At 45.1% G+C, this 14,665-nt stretch carries 27 protein-coding genes; 21 read left to right on the top strand and 6 right to left on the bottom strand.

Features of this window, described 5'->3' with window-relative positions; translation table 11 throughout:
* Positions 1–69: 69 nt before the first annotated feature.
* Both ACYQZ0_RS05880 and ACYQZ0_RS05875 read left to right on the top strand, forming a co-directional pair.
* On the top strand, positions 70–1,224 hold the full coding sequence (locus ACYQZ0_RS05880) for an XRE family transcriptional regulator (protein ID WP_459775675.1): 1,155 nt from the start codon (positions 70–72) through the stop codon (positions 1,222–1,224).
* Positions 1,199–1,702 carry a DUF4411 family protein gene (locus tag ACYQZ0_RS05875; protein ID WP_459775674.1) on the top strand — a complete coding sequence of 168 codons (504 nt, stop codon included), beginning with the start codon at positions 1,199–1,201 and terminating at the stop codon, positions 1,700–1,702. Before ACYQZ0_RS05880 ends, ACYQZ0_RS05875 begins: the two co-directional genes overlap by 26 nt.
* Before the next feature lie 44 nt (positions 1,703–1,746).
* Here ACYQZ0_RS05875 and ACYQZ0_RS05870 read toward each other — a convergent pair whose 3' ends face one another.
* Together ACYQZ0_RS05870 and ACYQZ0_RS05865 are read right to left on the bottom strand one after the other, a co-directional pair.
* Positions 1,747–2,202, bottom strand: a complete 456-nt coding sequence (locus ACYQZ0_RS05870; protein ID WP_459775673.1) for a hypothetical protein — start codon at positions 2,200–2,202, stop codon at positions 1,747–1,749.
* A gap of 15 nt (positions 2,203–2,217) precedes the next feature.
* Complete coding sequence (locus ACYQZ0_RS05865; RefSeq protein ID WP_459775672.1) at positions 2,218–2,604, bottom strand: helix-turn-helix domain-containing protein; 387 nt, start codon at positions 2,602–2,604, stop codon at positions 2,218–2,220.
* 105 nt (positions 2,605–2,709) lie between these two features.
* Here ACYQZ0_RS05865 and ACYQZ0_RS05860 point away from each other — a divergent pair, with 105 nt between their 5' ends.
* Together ACYQZ0_RS05860 and ACYQZ0_RS05855 are read left to right on the top strand one after the other, a co-directional pair.
* The gene (locus ACYQZ0_RS05860; RefSeq protein ID WP_459775671.1) at positions 2,710–2,973 is read left to right on the top strand and encodes a helix-turn-helix domain-containing protein; all 264 of its coding nucleotides are present in this window, start codon (positions 2,710–2,712) and stop codon (positions 2,971–2,973) included.
* Positions 2,970–3,251 carry a hypothetical protein gene (locus ACYQZ0_RS05855; RefSeq protein WP_459775670.1) on the top strand — a complete coding sequence of 94 codons (282 nt, stop codon included), beginning with the start codon at positions 2,970–2,972 and terminating at the stop codon, positions 3,249–3,251. Before ACYQZ0_RS05860 ends, ACYQZ0_RS05855 begins: the two co-directional genes overlap by 4 nt.
* 55 nt (positions 3,252–3,306) lie before the next feature.
* Here the strand turns inward: ACYQZ0_RS05855 and ACYQZ0_RS05850 are convergent, their stop codons facing one another.
* Together ACYQZ0_RS05850 and ACYQZ0_RS05845 are read right to left on the bottom strand one after the other, a co-directional pair.
* Positions 3,307–3,633: a hypothetical protein gene (locus tag ACYQZ0_RS05850; protein WP_459775669.1), complete on the bottom strand. Its 327-nt coding sequence runs from the start codon at positions 3,631–3,633 to the stop codon at positions 3,307–3,309.
* A 30-nt stretch (positions 3,634–3,663) separates the two neighbouring features.
* Positions 3,664–4,308, bottom strand: a complete 645-nt coding sequence (locus ACYQZ0_RS05845; RefSeq protein WP_459775668.1) for a DUF4145 domain-containing protein — start codon at positions 4,306–4,308, stop codon at positions 3,664–3,666.
* Between the two features lie 29 nt (positions 4,309–4,337).
* Between ACYQZ0_RS05845 and ACYQZ0_RS05840 the strand changes: the two genes are divergently transcribed.
* Entirely contained in the window at positions 4,338–4,529 is a 192-nt protein-coding gene (locus ACYQZ0_RS05840) for a hypothetical protein (protein ID WP_459775667.1), read from the top strand.
* Here ACYQZ0_RS05840 and ACYQZ0_RS05835 read toward each other — a convergent pair.
* Complete coding sequence (locus ACYQZ0_RS05835; protein ID WP_459775666.1) at positions 4,526–5,011, bottom strand: hypothetical protein; 486 nt, start codon at positions 5,009–5,011, stop codon at positions 4,526–4,528. The genes ACYQZ0_RS05840 and ACYQZ0_RS05835 overlap by 4 nt on opposite strands.
* 33 nt (positions 5,012–5,044) lie before the next feature.
* Entirely contained in the window at positions 5,045–5,359 is a 315-nt protein-coding gene (locus ACYQZ0_RS05830; RefSeq protein ID WP_459775665.1) for a hypothetical protein, read from the bottom strand.
* A 40-nt stretch (positions 5,360–5,399) separates the two neighbouring features.
* Between ACYQZ0_RS05830 and ACYQZ0_RS05825 the strand changes: the two genes are divergently transcribed.
* From ACYQZ0_RS05825 to ACYQZ0_RS05750, 16 genes are all read left to right on the top strand, one after another.
* Positions 5,400–5,816, top strand: a complete 417-nt coding sequence (locus ACYQZ0_RS05825; protein ID WP_459775664.1) for a helix-turn-helix domain-containing protein — start codon at positions 5,400–5,402, stop codon at positions 5,814–5,816.
* Entirely contained in the window at positions 5,813–7,756 is a 1,944-nt protein-coding gene (locus ACYQZ0_RS05820; RefSeq protein ID WP_459775663.1) for an AAA family ATPase, read from the top strand. The genes ACYQZ0_RS05825 and ACYQZ0_RS05820 overlap by 4 nt, the downstream gene beginning before the upstream one ends.
* 13 nt (positions 7,757–7,769) lie before the next feature.
* Positions 7,770–8,348 (top strand): dUTP diphosphatase, encoded by a 579-nt coding sequence (locus ACYQZ0_RS05815; RefSeq protein ID WP_459775662.1) that lies wholly within the window; start codon positions 7,770–7,772, stop codon positions 8,346–8,348.
* Positions 8,345–8,578, top strand: a complete 234-nt coding sequence (locus ACYQZ0_RS05810) for a hypothetical protein (protein WP_459775661.1) — start codon at positions 8,345–8,347, stop codon at positions 8,576–8,578. Before ACYQZ0_RS05815 ends, ACYQZ0_RS05810 begins: the two co-directional genes overlap by 4 nt.
* Positions 8,575–8,754: a hypothetical protein gene (locus tag ACYQZ0_RS05805; RefSeq protein ID WP_459775660.1), complete on the top strand. Its 180-nt coding sequence runs from the start codon at positions 8,575–8,577 to the stop codon at positions 8,752–8,754. The genes ACYQZ0_RS05810 and ACYQZ0_RS05805 overlap by 4 nt, the downstream gene beginning before the upstream one ends.
* Positions 8,735–9,178, top strand: coding sequence for a RuvC family protein (locus tag ACYQZ0_RS05800; protein ID WP_459775659.1), 444 nt, complete (start codon positions 8,735–8,737; stop codon positions 9,176–9,178). The genes ACYQZ0_RS05805 and ACYQZ0_RS05800 overlap by 20 nt, the downstream gene beginning before the upstream one ends.
* 198 nt (positions 9,179–9,376) lie before the next feature.
* Positions 9,377–10,312, top strand: a complete 936-nt coding sequence (locus ACYQZ0_RS05795; protein WP_459775658.1) for a metallophosphoesterase — start codon at positions 9,377–9,379, stop codon at positions 10,310–10,312.
* The gene (locus ACYQZ0_RS05790) at positions 10,309–10,527 is read left to right on the top strand and encodes a helix-turn-helix domain-containing protein (protein WP_459775657.1); all 219 of its coding nucleotides are present in this window, start codon (positions 10,309–10,311) and stop codon (positions 10,525–10,527) included. The genes ACYQZ0_RS05795 and ACYQZ0_RS05790 overlap by 4 nt, the downstream gene beginning before the upstream one ends.
* Positions 10,528–10,531: 4 nt before the next feature.
* Positions 10,532–10,771, top strand: coding sequence for a hypothetical protein (locus ACYQZ0_RS05785; RefSeq protein WP_459775656.1), 240 nt, complete (start codon positions 10,532–10,534; stop codon positions 10,769–10,771).
* 59 nt (positions 10,772–10,830) lie between these two features.
* Complete coding sequence (locus ACYQZ0_RS05780) at positions 10,831–11,343, top strand: glycoside hydrolase family 108 protein (protein ID WP_459775655.1); 513 nt, start codon at positions 10,831–10,833, stop codon at positions 11,341–11,343.
* Complete coding sequence (locus tag ACYQZ0_RS05775; RefSeq protein ID WP_459775654.1) at positions 11,322–11,759, top strand: 3TM-type holin; 438 nt, start codon at positions 11,322–11,324, stop codon at positions 11,757–11,759. Before ACYQZ0_RS05780 ends, ACYQZ0_RS05775 begins: the two co-directional genes overlap by 22 nt.
* 10 nt (positions 11,760–11,769) lie before the next feature.
* Positions 11,770–12,051, top strand: a complete 282-nt coding sequence (locus ACYQZ0_RS05770) for a hypothetical protein (protein WP_459775653.1) — start codon at positions 11,770–11,772, stop codon at positions 12,049–12,051.
* Positions 12,048–12,485: a helix-turn-helix domain-containing protein gene (locus ACYQZ0_RS05765; protein WP_459775652.1), complete on the top strand. Its 438-nt coding sequence runs from the start codon at positions 12,048–12,050 to the stop codon at positions 12,483–12,485. Before ACYQZ0_RS05770 ends, ACYQZ0_RS05765 begins: the two co-directional genes overlap by 4 nt.
* Positions 12,463–13,644 (top strand): phage terminase large subunit, encoded by a 1,182-nt coding sequence (locus ACYQZ0_RS05760; RefSeq protein ID WP_459775651.1) that lies wholly within the window; start codon positions 12,463–12,465, stop codon positions 13,642–13,644. Before ACYQZ0_RS05765 ends, ACYQZ0_RS05760 begins: the two co-directional genes overlap by 23 nt.
* 53 nt (positions 13,645–13,697) lie before the next feature.
* A complete protein-coding gene (locus tag ACYQZ0_RS05755) occupies positions 13,698–13,943 on the top strand; it encodes a hypothetical protein (RefSeq protein ID WP_459775650.1) in 246 nt (81 codons plus the stop codon).
* Positions 13,940–14,662, top strand: a complete 723-nt coding sequence (locus tag ACYQZ0_RS05750; RefSeq protein WP_459775649.1) for a hypothetical protein — start codon at positions 13,940–13,942, stop codon at positions 14,660–14,662. The genes ACYQZ0_RS05755 and ACYQZ0_RS05750 overlap by 4 nt, the downstream gene beginning before the upstream one ends.
* The last annotated feature ends 3 nt before the right edge of the window (positions 14,663–14,665 follow it).

The following is a 14,665-nucleotide window of genomic DNA, read 5'->3' as shown; positions in this document are numbered from 1 at the left end:
AATTGCCTTCTTAGACAGGTCTCCTAAAATGTAAGGTATGATGAATAAATTTTTAGGTGAACGAAAGTTATGGCTAAGCTACGGATAAATCCTGAAATCTTAAAGTATGAGCTTAAATATACAAAGTTAACCGTAGAAGAGCTGGCAAAAAAGACATATATATCGGAGAACACAATAATACGAGCACTAAAAGGAGAAAAGGCATTTAGCTATAAACAACTTCTAAAAATTGCGAACCTTCTTAGAAGACCGACTTGGTATTTTTTTGAGGATGAACCTATGCAAGAGGAGAGACTGAAGGATTTTAGGAGGAAAGATACGACCATAAATTTCCTTATGGTTGTTCAAATTGTTAGGGAGATAAAGCAATTCCAGGAACTCTTAAAAGAAGTGATAGAAGAACTGAACTACGAACCGAAATTTGATATGTTTAAGAACGTTGATATAAACAGCTCCCCTCAAAAGGTTGCAGATGTTGTTAGGGAGGTTTTGAAACCTCCTGATTTATCAAGCGTGAAAACCTACAAAGAAGCTCTACAAATTCACAAAAGTTTATTAGAAAGCTACGATATTCTTATTTTTGAATACAAGTTAACAGAAGACAAGACGAGCAAAAGTTTAAAGGCTTTGTCTGTTCATGACAATACTTTCCCTGCCATTGTTCTTAATAAAGATGATAGCATTTCAAGTAAAATATTTAGCCTGTATCATGAACTTGGACACATTCTGAGAAAGTCCACAGCTGTTTGCGAATATGATGAGTTTGAAGAAGATTATTCAAAAGAAGAACAATTTTGCAATGCTTTTGCAGGGCACTTTCTTGTGCCAACCCAAAAATTTTTAACCGTTCTAAATAATTACAAAAGCATAGATGAAAACACAATAGAAAGAATAGCTTTTCATTTTAAGGTAAGTCCCTTTGTGATAATTAGACGTCTCAAGGAAGAAAAAATCATTAATAAAGGGGAATTTACAAAATACGAGGATTATTTCAAAAATAAAGTAGAAAGCACGCAGGGGGAAAATAAATCCACATTTTCCCCTGAGCCCTATATAAAAGTATTTAATCGTGTAAGTAAGAAGGCTTTAAGATTGTTGTTTGACGCAATCTCTGAAAGGATATTGGACGAAGATACATTAATGAAAATACTTCACCTAAAAAAGCAGGAACAAATGGAAAAGTTAGAGGGGAAGGTATATGAAGAAGAAATGCTATATAGCTGACCTCAACATACTACGTTTATTAAAGGATAATTACTATCCAGAAATTTTCAAGAAGTTATGGCATATCGTAGATGATATGATTTTGAAAGGAAAGCTGTTGATTATTGAGCCTGTGTATGTGGAAATTACTAACGGTAGCGATGAAGATTTTTTAACCAAGCACTTAAGCGATTTGAAAAGGAATTCTGGCTGGAAGCCTGCAGAATTACCCGATGGCATAGAGGAAGTAGTAAAAGAAATCTTAAAGAAGTTCAAGGGACGGATAGCTTACCACAGAAATGAAGCAGACCCGTATATAGTTGCATATGCTATCTTGAAAAATAGGGGAGATACCATCTTTAACTACGAGTATATAGTCCTAACAGCGGAAAAGTATAAACCAAATGGGGCTAAAATCCCGAATATGTGTGAGGAATTTAATATTCCCTACATCAACTTAAAGGAATTTTTGATAGATATCGGATATACAGACTCTTAAGCTACTTTCCAAAACCTATTTTTCAACTCCACTTTTTTACTCTCTCAATCCTCATTAAAGAAATCTTCTAAAGGAATTGTCCTTCCTTGCTCCGCATCTTTGAGCCCTGCCATTACCGCTTTCTCAAGCTCCTTGTCGTGCTCTGCGATAACGCCCGTAGTTTCCCCAAGGAACGTAAGAAAGTCTATAGCCCTCTTTCTGAGCTCTTCGGGAATCTCCGCTTTAGCTCCACACATGAAAGCCAGAAGAGCGGACAGCGTCCCGTAGAAGTTTACAAAACTGTCTTGCAGGAACTTTAGACTCCACTCCTCCTGAGGGCTTAACTCGTCCTTGTCAAGAAGGTAGGCATAAATAGGAATAGCTTCGTCCAAATACTTTTCAAGTCTATTCAGGTATTCTCCCAAGAATTCGGAAACATTAAGCGTTTTTCCTGACGCTTCCCACATTCTGTTTAGCTCCTCTATTTCTCTTAATCTACTTTCCAAAACCTTTGTGTCCATCTTCCAACTCCTTTTTCACGTCCCCACAAGCGCTTCGAGCTGTTCCTTTATGGCTTTCAAAACCTTCTCTCTCTTCTCAGGAGGAAGCTGGTCAAGTAAGCGTTCTATTTCTTCAAGGGATGGGCATTCTTTACTTTCGTGAGTAGCTTCTTCTTCTATGAAGTAGGATATGGGGACATTAAAATATTCTGCGAGCTTTTTCACTACATCAAAAGAAGCACCGGCTCTATTATGTAAGTATTTATATATAGCGGTATGTGATAGGTTTAAATCTTTTGCTAAGCGACGCTGAGAAATCCTTTTTATCTTCATTAATCGATTAAGCTTCTCTCCTATAAAAATGCCTTTGCCTTTCCCGAGCGTTCTTTCATTCCTTTCGCTTATCTCGTTTATTTTTTTCATGGTTTAAAAGTTATAACTATTGGTTAACATACTCAATTCCCAACTAAAAGGTTGCAAAATGTCAACCAATGGTTTATATTGGTTGTTAGTATGTCTTTCCGAAAGTTGGCGAAAGTAGTCGGCGTTTCTCCAACAGCAATCTACTACATACTCCAAAACAAGCGGTATGCATCTTTGGAAAAGGCCATAGAAATAGAACTCGCGAGCAATGGCAAATACAAAGTGGAGGACCTCGTTCGTCCCGAGGTTGCAAAAGCCCTCAGGAAGTATCTTGCCCTCAGGTGTCCCATGGTTAAAAAGTCTGCCCGCGACAAGAGAGGGGAAAGTGTGAAAGAGGAACGAGATATTACGATGGAGGTTAAAAAGTGATAGACCTGAACAAGCTGGTTGAGGAAATAATAGGGCTCAGGAAGAAGGTTAAAAAAGTTGCAAGAGAGGGGCAGATAGCGGAATACCTAAGGGAACTTGAATCCATCATAAACGAAATAGAAGACTACCTGCTTTACTGCGATGGGGAAAACAGATGGAGAGAAGACGAAATATGCGACAAGGTCTTCCTCAAGCTCTGTGAAGTAGCCCTTACCATATACCACGCCCGGAAAGAAATATCACAGAAGAGCGAGGGAGTTGGAGATGATGAAGGTTAGAACACGTGCGGAGGCAAACAAATGAGCTACGAGGAAGCCTGCGCAGCAATCTTTTTCATTTTTGCGGTCGGAATGTTTTTAGGAGTCCTGGCAGGAAGACGCTATGGTTAGGCTTGTAGATGCACTTCTTACCGGTATGCAGGCAGTCGCAAGTTTTGGGCATGAAGTAAGGACATCCTACTATCTCAACCTTGCTCCCCTTGTAGACCAGGGAGACTCTGGGAGGCCAATACTTGAAGCCCCCCACCGCGCAGGAAATCTCCTGACGCTTGTAGGGATTTTCACGGGATTTCCCCACGTAGTAGCCGACGGTAAATCCCGTTCCGAAAACCGCAATAAAAGGCCATATCTTAGCCCCGAAGTCAAGAAACTTTTCCCACATAGGGAAAATTTAAGCCCGCTATGCTACGGATTAGCTTCTACGGAAAGTCTCAAGTTTGTGGGGCATAACAAAAACGTATTCAAGGAAAAGTCGTGTGAAGTTAATGACTTCCTCCGCTTCCTCTTTAGTTCCTCCGGCTTCATGAGCGCTTTCGTTTCCCAGAACTCTTATGGAATGTGCCCACTCTCCCATAGGCTTGGGGATAATGCATTCCTTGACAAGCTCGTTTATTCCCTCAAGAAGCCTGACTCTTTCCTTCTTGAGCAAGTGCTTAACCGCAAGCTCAAGAGTGGTTCTGCATCCTACGATGGCAAGGTAGTAGCCCTCCTCTCCGAGCCTGAAACTCTTCTGAGCCCCCACAAATGCCTTGTTTATCTCTTCGGGAATGGCCACGTGAGAGAAAATTTCGGGAACTTCGGGAAGTATCTTGTAGACACTTACTTTATAAGAACCGCTGGAGGCAACCTTCTCACGCAAAGCGAAAAAATCGTCCGCGGTCTTGTTTGCAAAGCCGATGACGGGAGAATAGCACACGGGGCACTGGGCAAATACCGCAACCTCGTGTCTGTAGGGAGGCTCAATGTGAAAAATACTCGTATCTACGGGCATTATTTCTATTCCGTTGAACCCCACTTCTTTGAAGCAATGGGGACAAATTCCGCTAAAAACGAGCATTTAAAAACCCCCTTAAGGAGGTATTATAGATGGAATTAACAGAGCTTGTAAACAAGCTTGATGAAATCATCAGGAATGAACCGCCCGACGTGGCGGTTTCAAAAATCTTAGGACTTCCCTATAACAGAAGCCTTCTCATTACCGCAATGGCTTACCTGCTTGTCATCTATGCGAACAAGGAGGAAAAACCAAGGAGGGGATTCCCGTGGAAAAAAGACTAAAGAAATTTTTCAATCTCCCTTCTTATCTCGTCAGAAAGCTTTTCTACGCCCACCTCTTCTCTCACGACGTTAATTACGTTATGAAGGGCCTTGTATACAGCCCTTATGAATGCTTCAGGATTGCCTCTGAACTCCTCGTCGGAACAAAGTTTCACGAGAACCAGAACCTCAGTAAAAACTCTCTGACTGATGAAGATATTCTTCTCATAGCAAAAGAGATAAAGGCTCAATACACTCCCGCAAAAATCAAGCTCCTCAAGTATTTTCTGCAGACTCTTGCTTACATTTCCCTCAAGCATGGTGTCAAGCTTGAGGAGCTTCCCCCTTATCTCGGAGACAAGCCCGCACATCTCTTCATACGTGAGTATCTTCCTCTCATAGACAAACTCCTTATACTTGTCTCTTCTCGTGAAGAAGTGAGTAAGGACAGCTCCGCTAACTCCGCCAAGAAAGCTAAAAAGGGCGATAAGAACCTTCTCCACGTTCAAGATTTTAAGGGGGGCGGGACATGAGCCTCAATGCTCTTCCAGTGATTTTAGCAGTAGCCCTGTCATCCCTTTTAGCCTTTCTCTCGCTTGAGCTATTAGGAGTAAAAGCTCTTCTCTTTGCATTTCTCTTTTTTGCAACATTCCTACTAACTCTGCACTTCCTCTGCCTAAGGCATCTAAACGCTCTTCAAGCAGAGCTCCAAGACGCAGAAGGTCGTCGGGAGCAAAAGCCTCCCTTTGAAGCTCACTTTTTAAAACGTCTACTACCAATCCTTGCAGAAGAGCTATCAAAACCTTATCCGCCCTGTCGTATTCTTCGGGCTTTGAAAGGATTTCTAACAAACTCCTATTTTTCCGCTTTTCAAAAAAGGGAGGTGAGCGAATGAACCTCAGGAGTCTTTCCTTCAAAACCGCTCTAAGGATAGCGAAGGAAAATGCGGGAATGACGCTTGAGGAGATAAGCGAAAAGACGGGAATTTCCCTCTCACAGCTCCAGAGATACTTCTCCGAGGACGATTACTATCCCTCTCCTCCAAAGATTGTTGCCATCTCAAGGGCTCTCGGGACGAAACTTCTCGCGGAGTGGTTTCTCGCACAGGTAAGCGACCTTGAAGGGGAATTCAAGGGATACTTCTCGGTCGTCAAGGAGATTGAGGACGTTATCTCCGAAATCGTAAAGGCTCTGGAAGACGGGACAATCACCGAAATGGAAAGAAGAAAGCTCCTCAAGGAAGCGGAGGAAGCCGTAAGAGCCTTGGAAAGCCTGAAGTTTGAACTCTTAAAAGGAGGTGAGGGATGAGGAGTTTCTACAACGGCAACGGGAACGAAAGAGAAAACACAAAATATCTAAACCTCAATGATATTGTAACAGAAAGATACACGGAAAGCGAGGAAAGAGCAATCATAGCCTCTCTGTATGCTCCGCTCGTAGAAGAATACCCGCAGAGACTCAAGAACCTCCTCGCCGTAATTGAAAACTACGAGCTAAAACCTCAACACTTCTCAATGGATTACACGAGGGACGCTTTCAAAGCCCTTATGGACTTTACCCGCACGCACGACGAAGGCAAGTGGAACTGGGCGACGTTCAGGGAATGGTGCGAGAGAAACGGACACAGGGAAGATTTTGAAACGCTGAGGGACCTGTATGATTACGATGAAGCGGTAGGAGAAGAAGTATTCAAGTTCGCCGTCCAAATCGTTAAGGAGTTTGCGGTAAGAAGAGAGCTATGGCTCAAAACCCTTTCACTCGTTGCGGACAAGAAGCCCGATATTGAGGAGCTCTTTGAAAACCTCCAAAAAATACTGGAAGAAGCGAAAAGGGAAATAGAAGTCCTTAGAAGCTCAAAAGAGGAGGCTAAAAATTCGGAAATTGAAGAACTGTTTCTTACCATAGAGGACATAGAGAATGTTAAAGTTGACTGGCTGGTCCAGGATTTCATTCCCAAGAACGCTATCACGGGAATAACCGCAAAGTTTGCCACGGGAAAGACGACGCTCGTTTACGGCTTGCTAAAGACCTACATTCTCGGACACGGGCATAAAGTCCTTTACGTTGACCTTGACAATCCCTTAACGGTTATCAAAAAGAAGCTGGAAGATTTTGGGCTTAGAGAGTTTGTGGAAAAAGGAGAGCTAAAAATCCTCTCAAGGCACAAAATAGGAATAAACGCAAGGCACGAAGCATGGCGAAAGGTAAAAGATTGGCTACTGAATCAAAGTGAACACTTCGTCGTTATTATAGACTCCTTGAAAAACTTCGCGAAAGGATACGACATAAACTCCGACAAGGAAGCGGAATTTTTAATGTCGGAGCTTAAAGACCTAACGGCGAAACACACGGTTATCTACCTTCACCACATACCGAAAATGCTTAATCCCGATATGCCCTTCAAAAATAGCGGAACCATTCTTGATAACACGGACGTTGCCTTCTTCCTTGAGACAAAGAAAGAGGCAAGGACGTTCAAGCTTACAAGATTCAAGGACAGAATACCTGTAAAAGACAAACTTGAGTTTTACCTTGGAGAAGACGGGACACTTGAAAAGGCCCTTCCTGAACACCTCAGAGAAGCAATACGCTTCGTGAAGGCGGTATTTGAAGAAGTGGAGAAGGGGAACAACAAGAAAAAAGCACTTGCCAAAGCGGTATCCGAAATCACGGGGATAGGAGTAAATAGGTGCGAAACCTTACTTGAACACTACGCAGGAAGATACTGGGAGATAAAACACGGAGAACACAACGCAAAGATAATAGAGCCAATAAAGAGTCTTGAAGAAGCGATAAAAGACCTTGAAAGTAGGGCATACGCTAAACCCGTTGAAAATCAAGAGGTGCATGGCTCTAAAAATACTCAAACAGCGGAAGCCCTTGAAAATCAAGAGTTGCATAGTTGCATGGATATATATAATAATAGGACGTCAAACTATACACCTGAGTCCGACACACTCAAGTTTGAAGAAGAAATAAAAGCAATTCAGGAAACCTTGAGCACACTCCTTGAGGACGACGAATACGTTGACCTTGAAGTAATGAAGGTCTATGCCCCGGATAGAGAAGTCGCAAAAGACATAGCACAGGACGAAACGCTCAAGTCAATCCTTCTGGAGCTCTATATCCTGCGGGAAGAAGGAGACCTCAAGGGATGGGAGTTCCTCGTAGAAGAGGTGAAGGAAGGAAAGAAAAGCTTTAGTAAAGCACTCAAAGAGTTCAGGGATATGAAGGATATCGACTTCTAAAAGGAGGAAGGGGATGACGATAACTCAACACCTTACAAATCACTTCGACGTGCAAGAGATGTTACAGGAGAAGCTCCTTGGCTCGGACTGGCGGGACAAAGTCAACAAAACCGACCTCGTTATGGCTATCCTCTCCGAGCTTGCAGAACTCTTAGATTCTATTTCCTTCAAGTGGTGGACAAAGAAGGAAGAGGACTGGGAGAACGCAAAGATTGAGGTCATTGACATTTACCACTTTTTACTCGTTTGGGCACTCCTTGAAGGGGAACGATGGGACAGGGAGTTTTTAGCGATTCAGCTTGAAGAAGGTTTCAATTCCGAAAAGCGAGTGAAGGACAAGGAGAAAATCAAGAAAACGATACAATACATGCTCCTTGACCTGAACCTGGGAACGGTATCCTCTCTTTTCTACTACATCGGCAGGCTCGCAAAACTCGCAGGCTTCAGGCATCTTTACGAGTTTTCTGAACTCTACATCAAGAAGGCACTCCTCAATGAGGACAGAAAAAAGCGGGGCTACGACAGGGACGAGAGCAGGAAGTATATCGGAGGCAGGGAAGATAACGAGCTTTTGAAGGGAGGAGAAAAATGAAAGAAGCGGTGGCTGTTAAAGTCGGAAGTATTATTCGACTCAAAGGGAGAGCGGAAGAAAGTTTTGTGTATAGACTTGTGCTCGATACATTGATGGCGAACTTTTTAGGAACTAAAAGAGAACACAATATGATTGACGGCGAGTGGTTTCTCTTCGACAAAAGTGTAGAACCTCTCGTAAAAAAGTTGCTGAAGGAGGGGATTTTTATTAGGTCGGAGGTCTCAGAATGAAACAATTCCGTCCGGGCGAAAAAGTTTTTCACAAATCTGCGGGGGCTAAGCTTTTCAAAGTCGTTAGGGACAACGGCGGGAGGAAGGTCATCATCACGGACGGGACGTGGGAATACGAAGTCCTGAGGGAAAACCTCAAATCCGCTGAGGAGGAAGATGAGAATACTGGCAATTGACGCTGGCTTCAGGCTCGGCTATGCCTGCGGGGAGAACGGGAAACTCATAAAAGCGGGGACGATATACGCGAAGGAAACGAGGGAGCTGTTTGAGAAGGTTCGGGAGCTGTTTGAGGAGCTAAAGCCCGAAAAAGTCGTTATTGAGGACTTCAGAGTTTATGTTCCAGAATTCAAAGGGAAACACAAAACTCCTTTAGCCATTGGGATTATCCTTGCTATAGCATACGAGAGGGATATTGAGGTTTCGCTTATTAACCACAATACCTGGAAAGCTCAATTCAAGCGGATATATCCCGCGGTATTCCCTCGGCTGAGTGAGGACTGGCTCAACGCACTTGAAAAGGGGAGTGAGCATTCCCGGGACGCAACCGCAATGCTTTTGTGTGAGATGCCTCTCATTTCTTTCCTGAAAGGAGGGCTGTGATGGAGTTTGGAGCTGTAGCTTCCTTTTTTGCGGTTCTCTTTCTCGTGTTTACAATTGCTTTCACTTTTGGCTTTTACGTAGGATACGACGAGGGGCGGAGGGTTTTGTGATGGGAACTGTGCTTTCGCTCTTTGCACTTCTTTTTCTCGTGTTCACGCTCGCTTTCAATCTTGGGTATTGGTCAGGTTATTACGAGGGATGGAGGAAGAGGCGGTGAAAAAGCTAAAGATATTGGAGCTGTTTCGGGAGGGATTGTCCTATCGGGAAATCGCAGAGCGTTGCGGGACGACAAAGGATTACGTGAAGAAGGTTGTCTACGAATGGCGGAAAAGGGGGAAGCCTGAGCTCGGCATAGAAGTTGCGGACGTTCTGGAAATCCCGGAGCCTTTATACGAGAACGAGCGAAAACCTTACATTTTGAAGGGATATCGGAGGATAGGCATCATCAACGACGTTCACTTTCCCTATCATGACAAGGTAGCGGTCAGAACCGCCCTCAAAGCCCTTCTCAGATACGAGATAGACACACTTATCCTGAACGGCGACATAGTGGACTTCTACTCGGTTTCTTTCTGGGAAAGAAGGCCGGACAGAAGAAATCTCCAGGTGGAAAGGGACATCGTTCTCAAGGCTTTTGATGTTATCCGTAAAGTCTTCCCCGACGCGAAAATCATATACAAAGAGGGCAATCACGAGGAGAGGCTTGAGCGTTTCCTGATGCGGAAAGCCCCTGAGCTGTGGGACGTTGAGGAGCTGAAGACGGAGAATTTTCTCAGGCTCTCGGATTTCGGCATTGAATATGTCAAGGACAAGCGAAGGATACAGGCGGGGGAGCTTGACATCATACACGGGCATGAATACCGCTCCTATGCGAGCGTGAATATAGCCGTGTCCTATCTCAGGAAAGCCTTTAGAAACGTTCTCCTCGGACACTTTCACAGAAAGCAGGAAGAGACGAAAAAAGACATACGGGATGAGCTTTCGGGAGCGTGGATTGTGGGCTGTCTTTGCGACCTCAAGCCCGACTATGCCCCTCACAACGAGTGGGTTCACGGCTTTGCTTTTGTTGAGCTATACGAGAACGGACACTTTAGCGTGAAAAACCACACGATACAGGGGGAGGAAGTGTTTTGAAGGCAATTGAGGAGCTAAAAAAACTTGAGGAAAAAGGGCAGTATTGTATTTCCCTCAGAAGAGCCTCAAAGCTCCTTGGCGTTCACATGAACACGCTCAAGATGTGGATATGGAAAGGGAAAATTGAGGCAAGGATATACGAGGAGAACGGGAGAACGAGGTATTTCATTGACACGAAGAGTTTGAGAAAATTTCTGGAAGAAGAGCTATTTTAATCCTATGGACTGGGGACAGGTATTGACGATTATTTTCGGAATAGCGGGATTCATGTCTATTTTTATGTTTCTCGTTAACAAAAGAATTGATGACTTGAGGCAGGATATGGATAGAAGACTTGATGATATGGATAAAAAGTTTGAAAGTATGGAAAGAAGGATGGATAGGCTGGAGCGTAGACTCGACAGGATAGAGGACCTCCTTTTAAAGGCCTTAGGAGTAGAAAGTAAGAAGGAAAACTAAAAGCCTAACCTGACCACCCCGTTCTTGTTTCTTTCTCCCTGGAGCTCTACGTTGAGAGTGTGTTTGAAAAAGCGCTCAGAAAAGTCCTTGAACTTGAAGGCGGGCTGAAGCTTCACAGAAATCCGACCGAGAAGTATGAGACCTACGCGGGCATATACAGGAAAGCCCATCCCGAGTGGGAGGGCTGGCAGTATATAGACAAGGGGCTTGAGCCCCCCTTCGAACTTGTGAGGGGATTCTACTACAAGAACTACTGGAAGCCTTTTGAGAAGGTTAAGGACGAGAAAATCAAAGCTCTCCTTTTTGAGACCGCGGTCAACCTCGGCGTCCAAAAGACCGTGAAGCTCGCTCAAAAGGTTCTCGGCCTTAAAACCGACGGCGTGCTCGGACCGAGAACACTGGAAGCTCTCAACTCCGCAAATCCTGAGGACTTCATTCGGGACTTCACACTTGCAAGGATAGCCTTCTATACAGCACTTGCGAACAAGAATCCGAGAAAATACGGGCTGTATTTGAGGGGCTGGATAAACAGGACTCTGGAGGCTATGGCATGGGCATTCTCAGCTGGCTAATAGGGAAAAGCGGAAAGGGAATAGTAGAAGCTGTCAAGGACATAGCGGACGAGTTCATCACGACCGAGGAGGAAAGGCTTGAGTATCAGCTCAAAAGGTATGAGCTTGAGCTCAAGGAAAAAGAGCTTGAAACGAGACTACTTGAGAAGGTTCATGAAACCAACATAGCGGAAGCGAAGAGCGGGAACTGGTTCATAGCCGGCTGGAGGCCTTTCCTGGGCTGGACGGGCGGGATAGCGCTTTCATATCACTTCGTCGTAGCTCCTTTTCTTCATAGCTTTTTCAAAACCTTCGGAGTTGATTTTCCTCTCCCGGAGCTTGACATCGGAATACTCTTTAACCTTGTCCTTGCGATGCTGGGGATGGCTGGGCTGAGGACTTTTGAGAAAATGAAGGGCGTTCAAAACAGGCATTGAGGGGAAGGAGATGGAAGAAAGAATGGCAATATCTATCGGCATATCGCTTGTGTCCCTCGTTCTCGGGGCAATCGTCCGCTCGTGGTTCAACTCACTCCTTGCACGCATCAAGTCCCTTGAAAAAGACCTCACGAGCCTGAAAGAAAACCTCCCGAAAGAATACGTTCTCAAAGACGACCACGACAGGGACATCCGAGAGATAAAGGACGAACTCAAAGAAATACGTCGGGAAATACACGAGGGCTTCAAAAGGCTTGAGGAAAAACTTGACAAAAAGGCGGACAAGCAATGAAGAAAGAGCTCGCTATTGAACTTCTCGCACAGGGAAAGTCGCAGAAGGAAGTGGCAGAGCAGATAGGAGTATCCGAGCGGACAATCAGACGCTGGCTCTCGGACGAGGAGTTTGTCAAGAAGGTCAAAAGAAGGTCAAGGGAGCATCTCAAGGAGCTTGTTTTTCGTGAAAACCTTGAGAGAAAGGAGATAGAGGAGAGAAAGAGGAAAGTCCTTGAACTCCTTGACGAAGCCCTCGGAATGCTTGACTACTCCAAGCCCATGGCTGCGGACGTTCTCGTAAAGCTCCTCAAGATATACACGGACATGGAAGAAAAGAGAAAGGACAGGCTACTTGACCTCTACAAGAAACTCCTTGACACGGAAAAGAACGAGGACACGATTGAGGCTATCAGGGTAGTGATAGAGACAAATGATAAAGAAAATACGGTTTGAGCCCCTCCCCTACCAGAAAAAGGTTCTCCAGTCTAAGAAACGAATCATTCTCTTCATCGGCGGAACGGGGACGGGCAAGACCTGGCTCGGGGCAAGGTGGATAGTCATAAAAGCCCTTCAGAATGCGGGGGAATACCTTCTCATTTCCCCATCGCTCAAGCTCATGAAAAGAACGCTCTGGAAAGAGGTCAAAAAAGTCCTCAAAGAATGGGAGATACCATTTGAGAAAAACGAACAGGACATGATACTCACGCTCTTTAACGGCTCAAGGCTATACGGAATCCCCGCGGACAATCCGGACAGAATGGAGGGCGTTCACGCAAGCGGGGCGGTCTTTGACGAAGCGGGGCAGGTTGACAAGAAAGTCGTCTTTGAGACAGCCTTCAGAAGGCTGAGGTTCAAAAACGGACAGCTCCTCATCACTACAACTCCCTATCGCTGGAACTGGCTGAAAGAACTCTACGACGAAGCCCTGAAGGGGCACGAGGACATTGACCTCATCACGGCAAGGACAGCGGAAAATCGCCACTATCCGAGGGAGGAAATAGAAAAGGCAAGAAGGGAGATGCCAGAATGGCGCTTCAGAATGTTCTACGAAGGAGTTTTTACGAAGCCATACGGGCTCGTCTATCCCGAATACGAAGTGGTTGAGCCCTTTGAAATCCCGAAAAACTGGCTCAAAATACGGGGGCTTGACTTTGGATACAATCACCCGACCGCGGTCATATGGCTCGCAAAGTCCCCCGAAGGCATCTGGTATGCATACAGGGAGCTGAAAAAGAGCGAGCTCACGCTTGACGACCTTTTCAGGATACTCAAGGAAGAGAACATTCCCACGTATGCGGACCCCGAAATGAAACAGGGGCTTGAGACTCTCAGGAAGTGGGGGCTTGACATTCGCCCCGCAAAGAAAGACGTCCTTGCTGGAATCTCATTCGTTCAGGGACTTTTCAAGCAAAAGAGGCTCAAGATATTCTCAAGCCTCAAAAAAACGATAGATGAACTAAACACATACAGCTGGAAGCTGGACGCAAACGACCAGCCCCTTGACGAGGTTGTCAAGGAAAACGACGACCTCATGGACGCCCTGAGGTATGCACTTTTCACCGCGGAAGGAAAGCCGAGCTTTGTTTACAAAACACTCACAATTGATATCTGAGTTGAACACTGCGTTATAGTCTTTTCTCCCTTTCCCCGCTATATACAAAACTCGTGAAGCCAAAAACGAGGAATGTTGCGGTCTCAAACCTGAAGTGGGTTCACAGACAGAGCGAAAGGAAAAAACTCCCCGCTTCTTACTTCCTTCTCCCCGAAAAAAGACTTTTCCCCTATCGGAACAAGGACGGGACTATCAACTGCAACCTTTTGAGGGCTGCAATTGTGAGGGCAGCCCAGCACGGATACAGGGAGGTTGAAGAAAAAGCAAGAAGACTATACAGGAGGTATTGCCAGAAATGAGAGGACAAAAGCGGACAAAAGCGGACATTTTCCTGAAGGAGATACCTCTCAAGTTCTTGGAAATCAACGGGAAGATAATCCCGCTTATCGGAGGGGGAGCGGAGGGCGATGATGCTCCCGCTCCCGACGACCAGAATACCGAGCCTGAGCCTCAGGCACAAACACAACCTCAGGACATAGACGCTATCGTTCAACAGAAGCTTGACGAATACGCAAGAAGTCTCGGCTTTGAAGACTTTGACGACCTTCAGATGAAACTCCTTGAGAAAGAAGGGAAAACGCAGGAATACATAGACAAGCTAAGGGAAAACTACACGAAACAGCTTGCGGAACTTCAAAAGCAGGCGGAAACATACAAGAAGCTCTACGAGGAGACTGTTCTCAAGAATGCAATTCTCACGACCGCAACGCAAAAAGGAGCGGTTGACCCAGAAATCATTTTCACGATGCTGAAAGACAGGGCAATCCTTGACGGGGACAGAATACTCGTTGACGGAAAGCCCGTAGAGGAAGCGGTTGAAGAGCTCCTCGAAAAGAAGCCGTATCTCAGGAAGGCTTCTCCTCCCGGGACGGGGGCTCCGAATACAACGACCGCAGAGCCTCAGGACTTTGAGGAGCTTCTCAAAAATCCCCAGAAGCTCCTTGAAGTGAAAAAGAACAATCCCGAGCTGTTTGAGAAGCTCAAGTCTGAGTATTTGGCAAAAAAACTGAGGAGGTAGTGT

Source organism: Aquifex pyrophilus (genome assembly GCF_054656935.1).
The sequence above is the reverse complement of the archived record's forward strand: the minus strand, read 5'-3'. Positions and strand labels throughout refer to the sequence as shown.

What these genes read in the sequence shown, in the direction of transcription:
- ACYQZ0_RS05880 (WP_459775675.1), top strand. Translation starts at nt 70, where the DNA reads ATGGCTAAGCTACGGATAAATCCTGAAATCTTAAAGTATGAGCTTAAA.
- ACYQZ0_RS05875 (WP_459775674.1), top strand. Translation starts at nt 1,199, where the DNA reads ATGAAGAAGAAATGCTATATAGCTGACCTCAACATACTACGTTTATTA.
- ACYQZ0_RS05870 (WP_459775673.1), bottom strand. Translation starts at nt 2,202, where the DNA reads ATGGACACAAAGGTTTTGGAAAGTAGATTAAGAGAAATAGAGGAGCTA.
- ACYQZ0_RS05865 (WP_459775672.1), bottom strand. Translation starts at nt 2,604, where the DNA reads ATGAAAAAAATAAACGAGATAAGCGAAAGGAATGAAAGAACGCTCGGG.
- ACYQZ0_RS05850 (WP_459775669.1), bottom strand. Translation starts at nt 3,633, where the DNA reads ATGTGGGAAAAGTTTCTTGACTTCGGGGCTAAGATATGGCCTTTTATT.
- ACYQZ0_RS05845 (WP_459775668.1), bottom strand. Translation starts at nt 4,308, where the DNA reads ATGCTCGTTTTTAGCGGAATTTGTCCCCATTGCTTCAAAGAAGTGGGG.
- ACYQZ0_RS05840 (WP_459775667.1), top strand. Translation starts at nt 4,338, where the DNA reads ATGGAATTAACAGAGCTTGTAAACAAGCTTGATGAAATCATCAGGAAT.
- ACYQZ0_RS05825 (WP_459775664.1), top strand. Translation starts at nt 5,400, where the DNA reads ATGAACCTCAGGAGTCTTTCCTTCAAAACCGCTCTAAGGATAGCGAAG.
- ACYQZ0_RS05820 (WP_459775663.1), top strand. Translation starts at nt 5,813, where the DNA reads ATGAGGAGTTTCTACAACGGCAACGGGAACGAAAGAGAAAACACAAAA.
- ACYQZ0_RS05815 (WP_459775662.1), top strand. Translation starts at nt 7,770, where the DNA reads ATGACGATAACTCAACACCTTACAAATCACTTCGACGTGCAAGAGATG.
- ACYQZ0_RS05810 (WP_459775661.1), top strand. Translation starts at nt 8,345, where the DNA reads ATGAAAGAAGCGGTGGCTGTTAAAGTCGGAAGTATTATTCGACTCAAA.
- ACYQZ0_RS05805 (WP_459775660.1), top strand. Translation starts at nt 8,575, where the DNA reads ATGAAACAATTCCGTCCGGGCGAAAAAGTTTTTCACAAATCTGCGGGG.
- ACYQZ0_RS05800 (WP_459775659.1), top strand. Translation starts at nt 8,735, where the DNA reads ATGAGAATACTGGCAATTGACGCTGGCTTCAGGCTCGGCTATGCCTGC.
- ACYQZ0_RS05795 (WP_459775658.1), top strand. Translation starts at nt 9,377, where the DNA reads ATGGAGGAAGAGGCGGTGAAAAAGCTAAAGATATTGGAGCTGTTTCGG.
- ACYQZ0_RS05785 (WP_459775656.1), top strand. Translation starts at nt 10,532, where the DNA reads ATGGACTGGGGACAGGTATTGACGATTATTTTCGGAATAGCGGGATTC.
- ACYQZ0_RS05775 (WP_459775654.1), top strand. Translation starts at nt 11,322, where the DNA reads ATGGGCATTCTCAGCTGGCTAATAGGGAAAAGCGGAAAGGGAATAGTA.
- ACYQZ0_RS05770 (WP_459775653.1), top strand. Translation starts at nt 11,770, where the DNA reads ATGGAAGAAAGAATGGCAATATCTATCGGCATATCGCTTGTGTCCCTC.
- ACYQZ0_RS05765 (WP_459775652.1), top strand. Translation starts at nt 12,048, where the DNA reads ATGAAGAAAGAGCTCGCTATTGAACTTCTCGCACAGGGAAAGTCGCAG.
- ACYQZ0_RS05760 (WP_459775651.1), top strand. Translation starts at nt 12,463, where the DNA reads ATGATAAAGAAAATACGGTTTGAGCCCCTCCCCTACCAGAAAAAGGTT.
- ACYQZ0_RS05750 (WP_459775649.1), top strand. Translation starts at nt 13,940, where the DNA reads ATGAGAGGACAAAAGCGGACAAAAGCGGACATTTTCCTGAAGGAGATA.